Origin of the sequence: Streptomyces sp. NPDC058086 (assembly GCF_042885015.1) — a bacterium.
Lineage (GTDB): Bacteria > Actinomycetota > Actinomycetes > Streptomycetales > Streptomycetaceae > Streptomyces.
Genome location: NZ_JBHVST010000158.1, coordinates 1 through 16,329, shown reverse-complemented (window position 1 = coordinate 16,329; position 16,329 = coordinate 1). Strand labels below are relative to the sequence as shown.

Annotated in this window: 19 protein-coding genes and 2 pseudogenes; 11 read left to right on the top strand and 10 right to left on the bottom strand. The window is 66.8% G+C overall.

Going from position 1 to position 16,329, the window contains the following annotated elements:
- Positions 1-181: 181 nt before the first annotated feature.
- Positions 182-1,030 (top strand): hypothetical protein, encoded by an 849-nt coding sequence (locus tag ACFVWD_RS53460; RefSeq protein WP_389606043.1) that lies wholly within the window; start codon positions 182-184, stop codon positions 1,028-1,030.
- A gap of 136 nt (positions 1,031-1,166) precedes the next feature.
- On the opposite strand, the gene ACFVWD_RS53455 is transcribed toward ACFVWD_RS53460, so the two are convergent.
- Positions 1,167-1,958, bottom strand: coding sequence for a class I SAM-dependent methyltransferase (locus ACFVWD_RS53455; RefSeq protein ID WP_389606041.1), 792 nt, complete (start codon positions 1,956-1,958; stop codon positions 1,167-1,169).
- Positions 1,959-2,051: 93 nt separating this feature from the next.
- The gene (locus tag ACFVWD_RS53450) at positions 2,052-2,402 is read right to left on the bottom strand and encodes a transposase (RefSeq protein ID WP_389606039.1); all 351 of its coding nucleotides are present in this window, start codon (positions 2,400-2,402) and stop codon (positions 2,052-2,054) included.
- 308 nt (positions 2,403-2,710) lie between these two features.
- On the opposite strand from ACFVWD_RS53450, the gene ACFVWD_RS53445 reads away from it, so the two are divergent.
- Complete coding sequence (locus tag ACFVWD_RS53445; protein WP_389606037.1) at positions 2,711-3,205, top strand: hypothetical protein; 495 nt, start codon at positions 2,711-2,713, stop codon at positions 3,203-3,205.
- A 615-nt stretch (positions 3,206-3,820) separates the two neighbouring features.
- Complete coding sequence (locus tag ACFVWD_RS53440; protein ID WP_389606036.1) at positions 3,821-4,507, top strand: alpha/beta hydrolase; 687 nt, start codon at positions 3,821-3,823, stop codon at positions 4,505-4,507.
- 109 nt (positions 4,508-4,616) lie between these two features.
- Here ACFVWD_RS53440 and ACFVWD_RS53435 read toward each other — a convergent pair whose 3' ends face one another.
- The gene (locus ACFVWD_RS53435; RefSeq protein WP_389606034.1) at positions 4,617-5,171 is read right to left on the bottom strand and encodes a transposase; all 555 of its coding nucleotides are present in this window, start codon (positions 5,169-5,171) and stop codon (positions 4,617-4,619) included.
- Positions 5,141-5,791 (bottom strand): helix-turn-helix domain-containing protein, encoded by a 651-nt coding sequence (locus ACFVWD_RS53430; protein ID WP_389606032.1) that lies wholly within the window; start codon positions 5,789-5,791, stop codon positions 5,141-5,143. Before ACFVWD_RS53430 ends, ACFVWD_RS53435 begins: the two co-directional genes overlap by 31 nt.
- Positions 5,792-5,832: 41 nt before the next feature.
- Between ACFVWD_RS53430 and ACFVWD_RS53425 the strand changes: the two are divergent.
- Positions 5,833-6,978 (top strand): annotated as a pseudogene (locus tag ACFVWD_RS53425) (DNA polymerase III subunit alpha); the annotation flags it as partial.
- A gap of 49 nt (positions 6,979-7,027) precedes the next feature.
- Here ACFVWD_RS53425 and ACFVWD_RS53420 read toward each other — a convergent pair.
- The 3 genes and pseudogenes from ACFVWD_RS53420 to ACFVWD_RS53410 form a co-directional block, all read right to left on the bottom strand.
- Positions 7,028-7,228, bottom strand: a pseudogene (locus ACFVWD_RS53420) (FAD-dependent oxidoreductase); the annotation flags it as partial.
- Positions 7,146-7,427 (bottom strand): ferredoxin, encoded by a 282-nt coding sequence (locus ACFVWD_RS53415; RefSeq protein WP_389606030.1) that lies wholly within the window; start codon positions 7,425-7,427, stop codon positions 7,146-7,148. The pseudogene ACFVWD_RS53420 and the gene ACFVWD_RS53415, both read right to left, overlap by 83 nt.
- A gap of 78 nt (positions 7,428-7,505) precedes the next feature.
- Complete coding sequence (locus ACFVWD_RS53410; RefSeq protein ID WP_389606029.1) at positions 7,506-7,646, bottom strand: hypothetical protein; 141 nt, start codon at positions 7,644-7,646, stop codon at positions 7,506-7,508.
- A 249-nt stretch (positions 7,647-7,895) separates the two neighbouring features.
- Here ACFVWD_RS53410 and ACFVWD_RS53405 point away from each other — a divergent pair, with 249 nt between their 5' ends.
- The 3 genes from ACFVWD_RS53405 (at position 7,896) to ACFVWD_RS53395 (ending at position 9,100) form a co-directional block, all read left to right on the top strand.
- Positions 7,896-8,150 carry a hypothetical protein gene (locus tag ACFVWD_RS53405; protein ID WP_389606027.1) on the top strand — a complete coding sequence of 85 codons (255 nt, stop codon included), beginning with the start codon at positions 7,896-7,898 and terminating at the stop codon, positions 8,148-8,150.
- Positions 8,151-8,313: 163 nt separating this feature from the next.
- Positions 8,314-8,700: an SsgA family sporulation/cell division regulator gene (locus tag ACFVWD_RS53400; RefSeq protein ID WP_389606026.1), complete on the top strand. Its 387-nt coding sequence runs from the start codon at positions 8,314-8,316 to the stop codon at positions 8,698-8,700.
- 70 nt (positions 8,701-8,770) lie between these two features.
- Positions 8,771-9,100, top strand: coding sequence for an NIPSNAP family protein (locus ACFVWD_RS53395; RefSeq protein WP_389606025.1), 330 nt, complete (start codon positions 8,771-8,773; stop codon positions 9,098-9,100).
- 219 nt (positions 9,101-9,319) lie between these two features.
- Here ACFVWD_RS53395 and ACFVWD_RS53390 read toward each other — a convergent pair whose 3' ends face one another.
- Entirely contained in the window at positions 9,320-9,487 is a 168-nt protein-coding gene (locus tag ACFVWD_RS53390) for a hypothetical protein (RefSeq protein WP_389606023.1), read from the bottom strand.
- 189 nt (positions 9,488-9,676) lie between these two features.
- Complete coding sequence (locus ACFVWD_RS53385) at positions 9,677-10,252, bottom strand: TetR/AcrR family transcriptional regulator (protein WP_389606021.1); 576 nt, start codon at positions 10,250-10,252, stop codon at positions 9,677-9,679.
- 90 nt (positions 10,253-10,342) lie between these two features.
- On the opposite strand from ACFVWD_RS53385, the gene ACFVWD_RS53380 reads away from it, so the two are divergent.
- From ACFVWD_RS53380 to ACFVWD_RS53365, 4 genes are all read left to right on the top strand, one after another.
- On the top strand, positions 10,343-11,173 hold the full coding sequence (locus ACFVWD_RS53380) for an oxidoreductase (RefSeq protein ID WP_389606019.1): 831 nt from the start codon (positions 10,343-10,345) through the stop codon (positions 11,171-11,173).
- A gap of 272 nt (positions 11,174-11,445) precedes the next feature.
- On the top strand, positions 11,446-12,318 hold the full coding sequence (locus tag ACFVWD_RS53375) for an ISL3 family transposase (RefSeq protein WP_389606017.1): 873 nt from the start codon (positions 11,446-11,448) through the stop codon (positions 12,316-12,318).
- 390 nt (positions 12,319-12,708) lie between these two features.
- Entirely contained in the window at positions 12,709-14,493 is a 1,785-nt protein-coding gene (locus ACFVWD_RS53370; RefSeq protein WP_389606016.1) for a reverse transcriptase domain-containing protein, read from the top strand.
- A gap of 187 nt (positions 14,494-14,680) precedes the next feature.
- Positions 14,681-15,478 carry a transposase gene (locus ACFVWD_RS53365; protein WP_389606014.1) on the top strand — a complete coding sequence of 266 codons (798 nt, stop codon included), beginning with the start codon at positions 14,681-14,683 and terminating at the stop codon, positions 15,476-15,478.
- A 39-nt stretch (positions 15,479-15,517) separates the two neighbouring features.
- On the opposite strand, the gene ACFVWD_RS53360 is transcribed toward ACFVWD_RS53365, so the two are convergent.
- Positions 15,518-16,000, bottom strand: coding sequence for an Imm21 family immunity protein (locus ACFVWD_RS53360; RefSeq protein ID WP_389606012.1), 483 nt, complete (start codon positions 15,998-16,000; stop codon positions 15,518-15,520).
- Between the last annotated feature and the right edge of the window lie 329 nt (positions 16,001-16,329).

The window sequence follows — 16,329 nt, the reverse complement described above, 5'->3', positions numbered from 1 at the left end:
GCTCATCCGCCGGCGTGTGATGCGCTGCCTTCCTGCGACAGCTCCCTTGCGCGAGTGTTCCTGAACGTCTGCTCAGTCAAAGGAGGCACACTCCCCAGGCCGGTGAACCTTTGCGGTCACAGCACTAGCCATCGCCCTGGCCGCCGCCGCCGGGGCGGTCCCGCCGCCGGTGGGACCGCTGATGCGCACCCTGTGGGGCCGGTTGGCGACCGACCCGGCCCAGCGGCAGCGCGCGCTCAGTCTGGACACCGTCTCGGAGTCGACGGTCTTCGCCCTCGGCCCGGCCGTCGGCGGGGTCCTGATCAGCGACACCTCGGCTCCGTCGGCACTGGCCTCCTGCGTCGCTCTGGTGCTCGTCGGCTTCGGCGCGCTCGGCGCCGCGCTGCGCCGGTCCGCGATCGAGCTGCAGCCGACCGCCGGAAACGCGACCGCGCGGTCACCCTGGGGCCCCCTGCGCGTACCGGGTTTCGCGGCCGTTCTGCTGGTCGTCCTCAGCTCCGGGTGCGCGCTCGCGGTGGAGGAGATCGCCGCCGTCGCCTCCTGGGGCGCGGGTGTCACCGGCTGGCTGCTGGCGCTCTGCTCCGTCGGCGGAGCTCTCGGCGGCCTGGCCTACGGGCGCCACGCGTGGCGACTCACGCCCGCGTCGCGGCTGGCGCTGCTGGCCGCCTCGGCCACAGTCTGCCTCGCCCTGCCGGCGCTGATCACGGCGGTGCCGGTCGCGGCGTTCGCGCTGCTCAGCCTCGGGGTCTGCTCGGACACCCTGCTGATCACGTCCTTCCTGCTGCTGGACTCAACGGTTCCGACGGACGCGCAGTTGGAGGCGGGAACGTGGGTCAGCACCTCCTACAACGTGGGCCTCGCCGCTGGTTCGGCTTTCGCCGGGGCGCTGCTCGACCAAGCGGGCACAGACGCGGTGTTCGCGCTCGCGGCGGGGACGGCAAGCGCCGGAGCGCTAGTGGCGGCGGTAGCGGCGCACGGCAGCGCCCCGGCCAGCGAGGCCGCCGGGGCCGGAGAGGTCGCCGCGCGGTGACGAGGCCAGCGTCAGCGCTCGGTTCCGTAGGCGCTCGAGGCCCCAGGCTGCGGAGTTACTAGAGGGGGTCGGGCTGGCACAGCGCTCCACTTGGCCATTCGGAGACACGGCCGTCTCGGCCGGCCCCGCGGCTGGGTCAGCCCGGCTTGACCGCCAGCGTCGCAAAATAGTGCGACATGTATTGAGCGGATGCGTTGGATTGGTGCGGCGCTTCCGCGAAGCCGGTGAGGACGAACCCCGCGGCGAGTTGCCCGCCGATCTGGTCGGTGAGGGTGTGGCTGTATTCAAGAGGGGCATCCGCGCCGAACTTCGTGGCGCGTTCCTCGGCGGAGTACTGCGTGACATCGCTGTAGGGCAGCTTGTGCACGACGATCAGCTCGCCGCGCTCGTCGAGTGCCTCGTGGTCGAACAAGTACACATCAGGGTTGAGGAAGCCCACGAGCAGAGTTCCGCCCGGTCGCAGGACGCGGAAGCACTCACGCCACACCGGTGCCAAGTCTGGTACGAATACGTTAGAGACCGGATGGAATACGACGTCGAATGTTGCGTCGCCGAAGGCGCTGAGGTCGCGCATGTCGCCTAGGACGGTGCGCAGCTCGAGTCCGTCGCGCGCCGCCACCATCTGGTCCTGGCCGAGCTGGCGGGGTGAGTTGTCGAATACGGTGACCCGCGCCCCTGCGGCGGCGAGGATCGGACCCTGCTGGCCACCGCCGGAGGCCAGGCACAACACGTCCTTGCCGGTCAGGTCCGTCGGCAGCCAGGAGCGGTCGACTGGCTCACGCCCGATGAGAACAATCGACCAGTCGCCCATGCGGGCGCGCTCGACATCCTCAGCACTCACCGGCCTCGACCACTCGTTGCCCTCTTGGACACACTTGTCCCAGGCTGCCCGATTGTGGGCAACGGGGTCGACAACAATGTCCTGCACGTTTAACTCCCTGCTACAGCCAAGCGGACACTTGCGGTACTGACAGTTCGGTGCCGCTAGCCAACACGATTGCAGGGTGCGGGCTCAACGAAATTAGCGGGCATCGAGGTGTCCACGGGCTCGACGGGTGGTCGCGCAGCGGGTGCGTAAGCGCTGGTTGCCGGGGTTGCGGAAGCCGTAGGCGTCGCGGGCGATGGTCTTGATGACCCGGTTGGTGCCTTCGGAGCCGGCGTTGGTGATCCCAGTGTGCAGGAACGCAAGGATCTCTGGCCACCATGTCTCGACGGTTGTGGCCAGGCGCTGCAGTTCGGGAAGGTCGGCGTCGGCGCATCGGCGGTAGAACCGGTACAGCAGATCGCGGACCTGTTCCCGGTCTGGGCGGGTCCGGGCGGTGGCGAGCAGGTCCAGGAGGTCTTCCTTGGCGTTCCACGCAACATCGACCATTCAAGTGGCTGGGTGGCGAAGGGGCAGACTTCCTACGCCAACAGCACACAAGGTGCGGCATATACCTGCTACGCATATTACGATAATGCATAAATGTGTCCGCCGTGATGAGGGTTGATCTCCCTCGGGTGGGCCATTACTCCGGGCGCACACGCGCCCGGAGTAATGGCGCATTAGGGCCGGAAGGGGAGAGAGTGAACTTTTGGGGTGCTCGGGCCGCGTCGTTTGCGGTGCCACTCGGGCTTGGCTTGTTGCTTGGCCTGATAGGGCCTACCGCTGAGCATTGGGGTGGCGGTCCAGGCGCGGCCGTGGGCGCCGTTTTCACCGGTGGGTGGCCGTGGGCCTGTTACGCGTTTCTGGTGGGTTATTTCCGCCGGTCCAAAATCGAATCGGTTGTTCTCGCGCCTCTGGGGCTGGCTATCGGTGTCGTGGCCTACTACCTGACTAAGGGAAGCTTGGCCTCCCTGGGTGGACTGGATTCCTCAGGTGCGGGATCATCCGGAACTGCCCTCTGGGGTGTGCTGGCATTCTTCTTCGGAGCACCCCTTGGACTCCTGGGGAACCTCGCGCAGGTGCCGGGCATCGGCGGCCTGCTCTTCCGGCTGCTTATTCCCCTGGTGGCTTTTTATGAGACTTCCATGCGTCTGGAGACGGAGTCGCGCGGGCCGAGTCAGGTTGTTCTGGGTACCTGGACCACCGTTCGGTTCACGGCTGTTGCCGTTGCGGTCACTCTGGTGGGCCACACGGTCTGGGGTTGGTGGAGGTCTCGCCGTATTCGTTCCGCCGGGGTGGACGTTGGCTAGGGACACCACCCGCTGATGGCGTTCGTCGACCACGGCCGGGGCGGCAGCGGAGAGCCGGTCGCCGCTCTGCTGCGGCCCGGCAACGCGGGAAGTCACGACGGAGGTAGAGAAACGCTGGATCAAAACCGGGCGGCTCAAAGTAGATTCCGAGAGATTTGGGCTGGCCTGTGACACATTGCTCCGTGCTGTGCGCGCGGCACGCCCGCGGTAGGCGATATGCAGCAGTTCGCCGACGTCAGAGTACGGCCAGTATGAGAATCGACTGCCCCCTTTCTCTGGACCCGCACGATGACATGCGTGTCGCAGGCGGCAGCAGGCTCGCCGTTGAGAGCCAACGTCGTTGGGATCCACTCGGTCGAACCGAGAGCCATGACTGGGTGATTCACATACAGCTCAATCCCTGCGATCTGCACAGCAGTGACTCCCATTCCGTCCGTGGCCTTCCGCGGAGGATAGAACCACGCACTGACAGAGCCATCAGCTCCGGAGAACACGGTTGTGTAGGCCAAGCGATTGGGATTGGGCAACACGCCTGACCGTTACGCATAATAAGGCCACTGAACGTGCAATGTGGTGCAATGTCACATATTTGACCTCTCCGTAGGAGGAAATGCCATGGCGGGCAAGCCCAGCATTGTCTTCGCCCACGGACTCTGGGCGGATGGGTCGTGCTTCAACAAGCTCATCCCCACGCTCCAGGCTGAAGGGCACGAGGTTTTCGCCTCACAGCACGGCCTCGACTCGCTCGAAAGCGACGTCGCGTGCGTCAACTTCACGCTCAACCACGTCCCCGGCCCGATCGTGCTAGTCGGTCACTCCTACGGTGGGACCCTGATCACCAAAGCGGGCACCCACGACCGCGTCGGCGCTCTGGTGTACATCGCCGCGCTCGCCCCGGACGAGGACGAGACGTCGCAGGAACAGCAGGACAAATTCCCCCGCACGCCCATCTTCGAGCACGTGGACGTCGCTGACGGCCGCGTGTGGCTCAAGCCCTCGGGCGTCCCACACTTCTGCGGCGACCTCCCGGAAGCGGAGCAGAAGCTCGTCCTGGCGACGGGCGCTGTGCCAGTGGCGGACCTGTTCAACCAGCAGGTTCCCGGCACCGCCTGGCGGACAAAGCCAAGCTGGTACATCGTCGCCAACAACGACCACACCGTGCACCCCGACCTGGAGCGGTCCGCCGCCGAGCGCATGGGCGCCAAAATCCGTCCCGTGGACAGCAGCCACGTTCCCATGCTCTCGCATCCTGACTTCGTCCTCGATGTGATCCGTGAGGCCGCGAAGTCCCTCGACGCATAGGCCACGCCGACAACGACCGCAGCACCGCACGCAAGGAGGCGGCCCCGGACCGACCGGGCCGCCTCCTTGCGACGACATCACGCATTCAAGCTCAGTAGTGCTGGATTCCTCAAAGGAAGTACACATAGCGGCGGCGTAAACGCCTGGTGGGTGGTGCGGGTCTGCCCCAGATCCAGGGTCGGGCGCGGGTGTTGAGCTGGGCTGTGGCCACTTCGGTGGCGTGGGTGATGTGGTCGCGGTCGCCGAAGGAGCGTCCGGCCAGGGCGGTCTTGCGGAAGATGCGCCACCAGCCCTCTTGGAGGTTGAGCCAGCAGGCGCCGACCGGTATGAACACATGCTGGATGCGGGGATGTTCCTCAAGCCAGGTTCGGGTGGACATGCTGTTGTGGGAGGACAGATTGTCGGTGATCACGTAGATGTCCCCGACGGGGTTGGCGTCCTCGACCAGCTGGAGGAACTGCTGGTAGAAGGCACTGTTACGGGAGGTGGCCGTCATCGTGACCTCGTGGCCGTCCCGGACGCGTAAGGCGCCGTAGACCCAGGTTTTCTCCGGTCCGCGGGAGTAGTCGAGCTCGTTTTTGATGCGGTGTCCGTCCGGTGACCAGCCCGGTGCCGGCGGGAAGGTGCGTGGGATCACCGGGCCGAGTTCGTCGGCGCAGACCACCGTCGCGCCGTCGGGCGGGCTGGTGTAGAGCTCGACGATCCGCGTCCTTTTCCCTCGAAGTCCACATCTCTCGAGCGGGTCCACGAGCGCGTGCGCCGCCAGCGCACCCCCTCGGCCAGCAGGATCCGACGTACCTGGGAGCGGCTGACCTCGATGCCCAGGTCCCGGGCCGTGGCAGCCAGTGTGTCCAAAGTCCACTCCGAGGGCCCTGACTCGTCCGCGGCCCACATCTCGTTCGACGGCTGCACCTCCAGCCGACCCGGCGGCGTCAGCCTGACCAGGCCGACGATCCTCGAGCGCTCGGCCTCGGTGATCCTTCGCTTGCGTCCCTGCCCGCCCAGATCCTCCAGTCCCTCCAGCCCACAGCGGTTGAAGCGGTGCAGCCAGCGGCGCACCGTCTTCTGACTGCACCGCAGCTCGTCGGCTATCTGCGGGACCAGCCAGCCGCCCCAGCTCAGCTCCACCATCCGGCAGCGCTCCACCACAACCTTCGGCGCCCTTCTGGCCGACGCCAGGCGGTGGACCACCGCTTGCTCACCCTCATCACGGCCCGGCCGTGCCCTCAGCACCACTACCCAGCACCCGCCCCCGAGCACCCGCAACTGCCCCGCTACCAGCATCTCTACCCATCGAAAGAGGAATCCAGCAGTAGTTCGGAGAAGGCTTCTGCCCCGCGCATGCGGTCGCCTTCGCCGTCCCCGCCCTCCAGTCCGCCTTCCTGAAAGCGCATCACCCCGCCACCCTGTACGCGGGGTTGCTGGAGCACGATCCCGGCATGTGGCCGCGCCGGGTCATCGTCGCCGACGCCCGCCGCCACGGCGTCGCGGTCCTGAACGTCGACGTCAACCACTCCCGGGCGCGGCACAGCGCCGAACAGACCCCGCAGGGCTGGGGCGTGCGACTGGCCCTGCCCACGGTCAAGGGCATCAGCGAGCACGAAGTCGCCCGCCTGGCGGCCGGCCAGCCCTACACCTCGCTGCTCCAGGACCTGTGGCAGCGGGCGAGACCCTCCCTGCCCCTCGCGCAGCGGTTGATCCGGGTCGGCGCCGTCGACGCCCTCGCCACGGATCTGACCCGGCGGGATCTGCTGCTGCAGGCCACCGAGCTGCACCGGCAGGTCCGCCCCCGCGCCGCCACCGACGGGCAGCTCCCCCTGGGCGGCGAACTGGTCACCGGCGGCCCCAGCGGGCTGCCCGAGATGACCAGCCGCGACAAGCTGGGTGCCGAGCTGGACGTCCTGTCCATCGACGTCTCCCATCACCTGATGGAGCACCATCACCGGCTGCTGCGTGAGCTGGATGCCACCGACGCCGCCCACCTGCGCAACCTGCATCCCGGGCAGAAGGTGCTGGTGGCCGGGGTACGGGCATCCACGCAGACCACACCGATCCCGTCCGGCATCCGGGTCATCTTCGTCACCCTCGAAGACGGCTCCGGACTGGTCGACATCGCCTTCTTCGAAGACAGCCACGACGCCTGCGCGCACACCGTGTTCCACTCCGGGATGCTCCTGGTGCGCGGCACCGTCGAAGCCCGCGGCCCACGCCGCACCGTCGTCCGCGAGATGGTGTGGGACCTGGAAGAAGTCGCCGCCGCCCGCCGCGACCACGGCCCCCAGGCCGCCCTGGACCTGCTCGGCCGTACCACGCCCGCGCCCACTCCAGCCCAACCCGCAGCGCCGCAGCGAACGCTCGCCGACGGCACCGCCGGGGCCCGGCTGCACCCGTACGCGGACCTCCAGCCCGCCGGCAGCCGCTCCGCCGATCTCCGTCGTCTCGGGCACCGCAGCCCGGGTTCTCCAGGCTGATATGTGTCTCACGAGACACACCAATACCCACCGCGGGGGTGTCCTCGGCCAGCCTGGTGGTGTCCGCCCTCGCCTGACCGAGCAGTACTCGCTTGGACGACGGCGGCTGGTCGTAGGGAGGGGGCGGTTCGCCCCTGACCACGGTCAGTGAGCCGGTGAAGCCCTCCTCACGCAGCGCCTCGGCAGCCCTCAACCCCGCCAGGGAGGCGCCGGCGATGACGATACGGCCGTCCTTGAGGTCGCCGGGCACCGTCGCTCACCTCCTCACCAAGGAGGATCACCTGCACCGGACGCGCCGCCGCGGCCTGGCGCACACGCTCGACCTGCTCGTCGGGGACGGTAGTGGCGCACAGCAGCCCCTCTTCCCCGGGCAACTCGAACACCTCCGCTGCGAGGAACACACGCTGCGCATAGCCCTGGCAGCGCGTGAGATCCACAACGGTCTGCATCCCCACCACTCCCTCCGTTGTCTCACCCCCTCATTTCGAGACGGAGATCCTGGGCAGCTCGTCCCCGGGGGCGACAGCTCAGCCCACGGCGTGCTCGAGTCCGAAGGCCGCGCTGATGAGGAAAGGGTGGGTGAACGCCCGGGAATAGCTGCCTAGTTGCTCGCCGGTGCGACCGATCTCCTCGGTCCTGTACCCGAGATGGTCGGTGCAGGTGAGCATCTTGTCGACGGCCAGGCGGACTTCGGGCAGGCGGCCGACGCGGTCTGGACGAGGACGTCGAGCTGTTCATGCCGCTGCCGGCCGTGCGGGCCATTTTCGCCGCCTCGACAGTTCCATACGTCGTATGGTACTCCTGGGAAGGTACTTCCGTACGCCGTATGGAAGATTTTGCTCGGACCACGCCAGGCACCACACATCGCCTGCATGCAGCCGATTGATGCAGATCGCACCAATCGGGAAGGAAAGACCATGAACAAGCTCACGAGGCGCGTTGCCGTCGCCGCTTCCTCCGTGGCGGTCGCGGGTGTCGCCGTTCTCGGTGCCGGGGGCACCGCTTCGGCCGCGACTTCTGCATCCGTGCACGTCCAGCACCCGGCCGTCAGCGTCAACGCCGGCGACTACCGCTGGGAGCACGGTGTCGGCTACCTGATCGAACTGGGCTACTCCTGGGACGAGACCCATGGCTGGCACCACGACTGCCGGGATGAGATCAGCGGTCGGTGACCGCCGCCCAGGCGCCCGGCGCCCGGGCCTTGCTGTATCGCCTCTCCCTCGTTGCCTCTTCGCTCCCAGTCCGGCGGCGGTCCGGCGGGGGCGCAGCCGAGGCAGAGACACCTTGGAGTGAAAGTCGATGGAGCCTTCGAAGACTGTGACGCAGAGGGTGGCCGTGCAGCTTGTCATCTCGCGCACCTACTCGCTGTCCATGTGCATAAGCCTGCGTTACGAGCCCACTGATCCCTACGTCGTCCGTGCCACCTTTTTCACCGACACTGACGAGCCGGCCGAATGGGTCCTGGGGCGTGATCTTCTGGCCGATGGCCTGAGGGGTTCCGCAGGCTGTGGGGACATCCGGATCTGGCCGGCCGTCGGCCGTGGTGACCAGGCGATGTACCTCGTCCTCAGGTCTCCAGCGGGCACCGCCTTGCTCGAGATTCCCGTGCAGGAGGACGTCAGGGCCTTCCTGGAGAACACGGAGGCGCTGGTGCCACGGGGTACCGAGTCCGGACACATCGACTGGAACCTCGAGCTGGCGAACCTGTTCGCGAAAAGCTGAGAGAAGCCTCCCAACCGCCGTGCGGATGAGGATCTTTGTCCCGGCCGCAAAAGAGAAGGAAAGAGAGTTCATGTCCCAGTACCAACTTCGTGTCTACACACTGTGCAGCCCTGAGGCGCTCATCGCCTACGAGAACATCTGGGCCAAGCACATTCCCGGTCTGGCCAAGCACCGGATCACCACACACGGCGTCTGGACAGTGCCCGCGGCCCCCGGGATTGAGGCGCCCCAGCTGTACGCCCTCGTGTCCTACCGGGACGCCGACGACGTGCAGGAGCGGCTACAGGCGTACCTGGCCAGCGCCGAGTTCCGCACCGACATGGAAGGCTTCGACATCAGCCAGATCGTCGATGTCGCCGAGTCCGTGCTGACGCCCACCGCCGACTCACCCTTGCGGTGACAGGGACCGAGCCGCTCGAAGTGACCCACACAGTCGAAGGCCGATCCGCATGCCGCGGTCAGTCGTGATCAAGCCGCCCGTCGTTGCATCACCTGACGCACACGTTCCACCGGTGTGGACGGCGATGGCTGAAGGAGTCGGCCGCCGCCGACGGTCTCGCCTGGTCTCGGGCGGCAGGATGACGATTCCGGCGATCTTGAGTCCATGTCAGAACGCGGCTCAAGCCATCATGTCGCCGGCCTTGTAACGCAGTGGAATGTCGACGGCCGTGTGGTCGCCGACGCGCCGGACGAATGGCTCGGTCTCACTGAAGCCCCCGAATGCGCCGACAAGGCCGGTCACCGGCCAGACCGTTGCCGAGCAGACGCGTTCCGCGGCTCTGGTCATGTGCACTGTCTTGTCCTTGCCGAAACGCCGGAAGGCGGCTTGGCGGGTGACCCCGAGCAGGGGATGTACACGAATCTGAGCAGCGTCTCAGCACGGGGGTGCTCGATGTTCACGGGAAATGACAGCACCTGGGTGGCTTGCTGACGTCCTGCTGCCGGGCGAGTCCCGGGTGCCGGCGCATCCCAGTCCTCAGCTGTCTGAAGGACGGGCCTGGGTGGTCAGTCCCGGAACAACGAGGGTGAGCCAGCGGGCGCGGGCGACGGGGGGCTGGTCGGTGGGGGCGGTGGAGAACAGCAGGTAGATGTCGTTGACGGTGACGTCGGAGTGGATGTCGCCGTCGACCTGGCCTGCGTGGATGAGGGCGGCGACGGCGGCACCCGCGCGGTCCTCGGCGGTTCGGTCGCCCGGCTCCGCGCCGAGGGCCTGGGCGGCGGCCTTGACAGCGCGGTCGGTCACGGACGCCTCGATGACGCGGCCGAGGAACGCGGTCAGCTCGTCCAGGGCGCGGGTGCCGGTGCTGACGCGCCCGAGTGCGGCCTCGGCGTCATCCGCGACGCGGGCGACGTACTCGGCGACAACGGCCGCGACCAGGTCGGTCTTGGCGGGGAAGTGTCGGTACAGGGTGCCCACGGCCACGCCCGCAGCGGCGGCGATCTCGTCCATCCCGACGTCGGGCCCGTGCGCGGTGATCTGCTCGCCGGCGGCGGTGAGGATCTTCCTCCGGTTGCGGACCGCGTCGGCGCGCGGCGCCCTGCCCTGGGTCATGAGGCTCCCTGCTCTTCCACTTGCACAAACATGAACAACAGTTCACGATAGCGTGTGAACCACAGTTCATCTTAGTCGTGAGGACCAGCCATGCCCGCCAAGACCGCTCTCGTCACCGGTGCCTCCTCCGGCATTGGTGAGGCCACCGCCCTCAAGCTCCAGGAACTCGGCTACACCGTCTACGGCGCCGCCCGCCGCACCCACCGCCTCCACACGCTCGCCGAACGCGGCATCCGCCCGCTGGCCATGGACGTCACCGACGACGCCTCCATGCAAGCCGGCGTCGACCGCATCACCGCCGAGACCGGCCGCATCGACGTCCTGGTCAACAACGCCGGCTACGGCTCCTACGGCGCCATCGAGGACGTCCCCCTGGACGAGGCCCGCTACCAGTTCGAGGTCAACGTCTTCGGCGCCCTGCGCCTGACCCAGCTCGTCCTGCCCCACATGCGCGCCCAGCACTCCGGCACAGTCGTCAACGTGACCTCGATGGGCGGCAAGATCTACACCCCGCTCGGCGGTTGGTACCACGGCACCAAGTTCGCCCTCGAAGCCCTCAGCGACTGCCTGCGCCTGGAGGCGAAGCCCTTCGGCATCGACGTCGTCGTCATCGAACCCGGCGGTATCGCCACCGAATGGGGCGCCATCGCCGCCGACAAACTGGAGAAGTCCTCCAGTAGCGGCCCCTACGCCGCTCAGGCCACCGCCGTGGCCTCCTCCCTGCGTTCCGAGGCCAACGCCAAGCGCAACTCCCCGCCCACCGTCATCGCCGACGCCATCGCCAAAGCCGCCACCGCCCGCCGCCCCAAAACCCGCTACGCCACCGGCTTCGGCGCCCGCCCCCTCATCGCCCTGCGCCGCATCTTGCCTGACCGCGTCTTCGACGCGGTGATCTCCCGCGCCGTCGGTACGCCTCGCTGAACGATCCGGGAAGCACCCGCTACACGCAGGCGCGTCGAATCTCGTGAACAGTTCGATTCGCCCCGATCACGTGGGTGCCTCCCAGACTCGCCTACAAACGCTGTCTCAACTCGGTTCTGGCACAGATCTTGGGGAGCGGTCGCGGAGCGTCACCTTGGTGTTCGATTGCAAGGGGACGGGTCGATTGAGACCGCGTACGCCTACCCGCCCGGCAGCCGAAATTGACGCTCCATCAAATCTTTGGTTGTCCCTGCCGCGGTAAGTCCTAGACGGTGATCGTGCTGGTCATGCAGACCGATGCACCGTTCTGGGACTCGCTGGTGTTCGCCGGGATCGACGATGTGGATGTCGAGGCGGTTACGGCCGCGTTCGGCACGGTCGAGGTGGCGGCGAGAGGCCGCGCGGCTGGCTCTGCATGTCCGGACTGCGGCCGCCTCTCGGACAGAGTCCACGACCGGTACCAGCGCAGGCTGAAGGACCTTCCGCTCGCTGAGCAGGGCTTCGTGATCCGGCTGACGGTCCGGCCCTTTATCTGCGGAGTGGCGGACTGCCCACGCCGGACGTTCGCCGAGCCGCTCTCCAGGCTGGCCGCCCCGCACGCACGGTTCACCACTCGACTCAACCACGCCTTGGAGCGAGTGGGGCTCGCGCTGGCCGGGCGGGCCGGCGCCCGGCTGGCTGCCCAGCTGGGATTCGGCGCGGGGCGGATGACCTTGTTACGCAGGGTCATGGCACTGCCCGATCCACGGTTCACCACGCCGCGTGTGCTGGGCGTGGACGACTTCGCGATCCGTCGCGGCCAGACCTACTCCACCGTCTTGACCAGCGTCGAAGACCATCGCGTGGTCGATGTTCTCCCGACGCGTGAAGCCGGGCCACTGGCCGCCTGGCTGGTCCGTCACCCCGGCGTGGAGATCATCTGCCGGGACCGGGCCGACGCCTACGCCGAGGGCGCCCGACGCGGTGCCCCCGATGCTCTGCAGGTCGCCGACCGGTTCCAGTGCGCCATGAGGTGCCTTGTCGTATCCCCGACCCAGTCGGGAAGAATTCGGAAGGAGATTCTTGGGTCTGATGGCTTACCCAATCCGGAAACGGTGACGGGACCAGAGCATGCCAGGAAATCGACGGTCACTCTCAGGCAGTAGAGGTGATGCGTCGAGGGACCCGCGTGACACGGTGAAAGCTGAATTGCCTGAACCCTAATTCCCAGGAGATTGAAGGTCGAATCCGTCGGAAAGCTGCCCGTAACCGACGCCGCACCCTGCGACGGCTTGATGGAATGGTCGACGCAACCTCCGGAGTGCGGAGCGATGCCCAGCGAGGGCATTCAAGGGAATGAGTGGGGCGCCTACATCACGCTAGGACGTACGACAAGGACGAACATGGGATCGCCTACGGGAAGAGATCTTCCTACGGCGACGGAGGCCCCGTAGTAGTCGCCGAAGTCACGACCGGCCAAGGAGGACGGGAAAGCCGTCCACATCGGGCGAAGGGGGCCAGGTGATCGGACACTCAAGGGTTGGGAGGTATGCGTAATGCAGAGCGCCGAAACGGTGCTGGGTGTCCTCCGTGAACGCGGCAGGCGTGGCCTGCCGTGCAATGAACTGTATCGACAGCTCTTCAATCCGCAGTTGTATCTGCTGGCCTACGGACGTCTGTACTCCAACAAAGGAGCGATGACGCCCGGGGTCACCGGGGAGACCGTGGACGGCATGTCACTGGGCAAGATCGAGCACGTCATCGACGCGCTGCGCCACGAGCGGTACCGGTGGAGCCCAGCTCGGAGGGTCTACATCCCGAAAGGGCGGGGCAGCCGGAGGCTGCGTCCGCTCGGCCTGCCGCCCTGGAGTGACAAGCTCGTTGGCGAGGTGATCCGTCTGCTTCTGGAGGCGTATTACGAGCCGACGTTCTCCAGCTCCTCTCACGGTTTCCGTCCCCGCCGAGGCTGCCACACCGCGTTACGCGATGTGGCCAACACCTGGACGGGGACGGCCTGGCTGATCGAGGGTGACATCGCTCAGTGTTTCGATAGGCTTGACCATTCGGTCATGCTCCGAATCCTGGGCGAAAAGATCCAAGACAATCGGTTCCTGCGGCTGGTGCGGAACATGCTCAAGGCCGGATACATGGAGGACTGGGTCTGGAACGCCACGTACAGCGGGAGTCCGCAAGGCGGGGTTGTTTCACCGATCTTGTCGAATGTCTATCTGCACAAGTTGGACGAGTACGTCGAGAGAGTTCTGATTCCTGAATACACCCGGGGAAGAGTCAGACAGCCAAACCCAGCCTTCTTCAAGGTATGGAATGCGATGCGTCGCGCACGCAAGCGCGGTGACCGCACCGAGGTGCAGCAACTGCGCAAGCAACTCCGCAGCATGCCCAGCATGGATACTCAGGATCCCGGCTACCGGCGGCTGCGATATGTGCGTTACGCCGATGACACCCTGCTCGGGTTCGCCGGACCAAAGGCAGAAGCCGAGGAAATCAAGAGACGGCTGGCGCAGTTCCTGCATGACGAACTCAGGCTGGAGCTGTCGCCGGAGAAGACTCTCGTCACGCACGCCCGCACCGGGGCGGCGAGGTTCCTCGGCTACGACATCACCGTGCACCACAACGACCGCAAGGTCACTGGTGGACGACGGTCCGTCAACGGGGTCATCAGATTACGTGTCCCCCGTTCGGTGGTATCTGCCAAGCAGGCCCAGTACATGGAGCGCGGCAAACCCGCGCGTCGGCCCGAACTGCTGAACCAGGACGACCACGTCATCCTCAGCACCTACGGGTCGGAGTACCGCGGCATCGTCCAGTACTACCTGCTGGCCGGCGACGTCTTTCGACTCGCCCGGCTGCAATGGGTCATGGAGACCTCGATGCTGATGACGCTCGCCAACAAGCACCGCTCGACGGTGTCAACGATGGCCCGCAAGTACGCCGCCACCATCGAGACACCGCACGGGCCACGCAAGTGCTTCGAGGCCCGCGTCGAACGCACCGGCAGGAAGCCGCTGGTCGGACGGTTCGGCGGGATCCCGCTGCGACGAAACACAAAGACGGTCATCACCGACCGTCGGCTGGCCCCGGTCAACACCAAACGCAAAGAGCTGGTCACCCGGCTCCTCGCCGGACGGTGCGAATCATGCGGGCGGATCGACGAAGTGGAAGCCCACCACGTCGCCAAACTCGCGGACCTCGGACGACCGGACAACCGGCCGCCATGGGCAGATCTCATGGCCGCGCGACACCGCAAAACCCTTGTGGTCTGCGGAAGTTGTCACGCAGACATCCATGGCAAGAAACCCGTCCCAGCACTCACGGAGTAGTCACTGGAGAGCGACGTGCGGGGAAAGCTCGCATGCGTCGTTCGGGCTGGGGGCCGTGGGAAAAGGACCTGCTCAGCAGGCACCTCGCCGACGGCCCACCAGTACTCTGTGGCAAGGCTTCGGCCGAGCCGTCGAGACCTGCGTCGCGACCCACCGCGACTGCCTGCGCAATCCTTCGCCCAGCGACATGCCTCCGGAGGCCACCGACGGGGGTTCCGGTCGGCCGCAGGACGGTTCGGCGCCCGTCGGCCGGCGGGCCGAGCGGAAGAAGGCAGCACATGCCCTGGTCCACGAGCTGCTTGCCCAAGGCCACTCACGCCGGGCGATCACCCGGCACCTGGGCTGGGGCCTCAACACCGTGCTCCGATACGCGAACGCCGCACGCTGGCAAGACACCATCCGCGACAACCGGCCCCGACCCAGCAGACTGGACCCCTACAAGCCCTACTTGGAGCGGCGATTCGCCGAGGGATGCACCAGTGTCACCCGACTGCACAGCGAGCTGGTTGCCGAGCAGGCTCCTGTCACCTACGGCATGGTCCGCGCGCGCATCGCCACATTGCGCGGGGACCCGTCCGCCGCACCGCCGCGGCCGCCGACGGTGCGACAGGTGACCGGCTGGCTCACCCGGCACCCCACGACCCTGACCGAGGAAGACCGGGCCGGCCTGAAGGATGTCCTGGCACGCTGCCCCGAACTGGACACGGCCGCCGGGCATGTCCGCGACTTCGGCGAGATACTCACGAGCCGCCTCGGAGCCGTGCTCCCTGCCTGGATCGACGCAGTCGACGCCAGCCAACTACCCGGCCTCACCGGCTTCGCACTCCACCTGCTCCGGGACCTCGACGCCGTGATAGCTGGCCTCACCTTGGACTGGAGTTCCGGCAGTATCGAAGGCGCCGTGAACCGCATCAAGAAGATCAAAAGGCAGCTCTACGGGCGAGCCGGATTCGAACTCCTACGCAAGATGATCCTGCTTCAGTGACCCTCATCAGCGACGCCCCGGGATCTTTACAACGTCGGGTCAGGCCAGCTCGACAAATCGGTGGACGCGAAAGGACGTCAGCTGGTCGGGTTCGATGCTTGCCGAGTCCACCCGGTAGCGGCCAGCGGCGAGTTCGAGAGCGGTGCTGTCCGTGAGCGTCCCGACCTCGGTGCCGAAGTAGGCGGCATCGAACATCACGAGTTCGCCAGTGGTGCTCAGTACAGGTCCTTCCTCCCACTCGGCGGTGGGAAGCCCTGCCCGGATGAAGTCGGCGACACCATCCTCGCTCTCCGCGTAGCACCAGCGGACGAGGACTCGATACTCAGGAAAGTAGGCGGTGGAGAGAGGTTCGTCCCCAAGGACCAGCGCTTCAGCTCCGTCACGCAGTGCGAGGACTCCAACGAAATCCATCACCTCGCAAGCCCGGTCGTAGTCGCCCTCCGTTCCCGACCAGTGCGACAGCGCGGTGCGTGGAACCACGATGAACGGGCCGCCCTCCGTCTCCAGCCACGTCAAAGACATGCCGCCTCCACCTTCAGGATCTCAGTTCCATCGCGACAGCGTATGTGCCAGGTCGGACAGGGCTCATGCCTGTGGTGGTCAAGGTGCGCGGTGACGGGCCCAGGGTCGTAACCATCCCCTGCAATCGAACGATATCGTCACCCTCCGCGACCGCTCCGCTGAGTAGGCCCGGAGCGCGGTGCCGGGATTGCTCCCGGTCCGTTTCTCCGGACCTCTCGCCGAACCCGCCGTGCGCCTCTCAACGCAACGGGCTCTCCACGGTCTCTGCCGTCAGACGGGGTTCGCAGGCTGCCATGGGTTGGAGATTGCGCTGGCCCGGTATCGGTAGC

Coding starts and splice junctions, on each gene's coding strand:
- ACFVWD_RS53430 (WP_389606032.1), bottom strand. CDS start 5,791: ATGCTGGTAGCGGGGCAGTTGCGGGTGCTCGGGGGCGGGTGCTGGGTA.
- ACFVWD_RS53415 (WP_389606030.1), bottom strand. CDS start 7,427: ATGCAGACCGTTGTGGATCTCACGCGCTGCCAGGGCTATGCGCAGCGT.
- ACFVWD_RS53395 (WP_389606025.1), top strand. CDS start 8,771: ATGTCCCAGTACCAACTTCGTGTCTACACACTGTGCAGCCCTGAGGCG.
- ACFVWD_RS53390 (WP_389606023.1), bottom strand. CDS start 9,487: ATGACCAGAGCCGCGGAACGCGTCTGCTCGGCAACGGTCTGGCCGGTG.
- ACFVWD_RS53405 (WP_389606027.1), top strand. CDS start 7,896: ATGAACAAGCTCACGAGGCGCGTTGCCGTCGCCGCTTCCTCCGTGGCG.
- ACFVWD_RS53380 (WP_389606019.1), top strand. CDS start 10,343: ATGCCCGCCAAGACCGCTCTCGTCACCGGTGCCTCCTCCGGCATTGGT.
- ACFVWD_RS53385 (WP_389606021.1), bottom strand. CDS start 10,252: ATGACCCAGGGCAGGGCGCCGCGCGCCGACGCGGTCCGCAACCGGAGG.
- ACFVWD_RS53360 (WP_389606012.1), bottom strand. CDS start 16,000: ATGTCTTTGACGTGGCTGGAGACGGAGGGCGGCCCGTTCATCGTGGTT.
- ACFVWD_RS53450 (WP_389606039.1), bottom strand. CDS start 2,402: ATGGTCGATGTTGCGTGGAACGCCAAGGAAGACCTCCTGGACCTGCTC.
- ACFVWD_RS53370 (WP_389606016.1), top strand. CDS start 12,709: ATGCAGAGCGCCGAAACGGTGCTGGGTGTCCTCCGTGAACGCGGCAGG.
- ACFVWD_RS53440 (WP_389606036.1), top strand. CDS start 3,821: ATGGCGGGCAAGCCCAGCATTGTCTTCGCCCACGGACTCTGGGCGGAT.
- ACFVWD_RS53365 (WP_389606014.1), top strand. CDS start 14,681: ATGCCTCCGGAGGCCACCGACGGGGGTTCCGGTCGGCCGCAGGACGGT.
- ACFVWD_RS53410 (WP_389606029.1), bottom strand. CDS start 7,646: ATGCTCACCTGCACCGACCATCTCGGGTACAGGACCGAGGAGATCGGT.
- ACFVWD_RS53460 (WP_389606043.1), top strand. CDS start 182: ATGCGCACCCTGTGGGGCCGGTTGGCGACCGACCCGGCCCAGCGGCAG.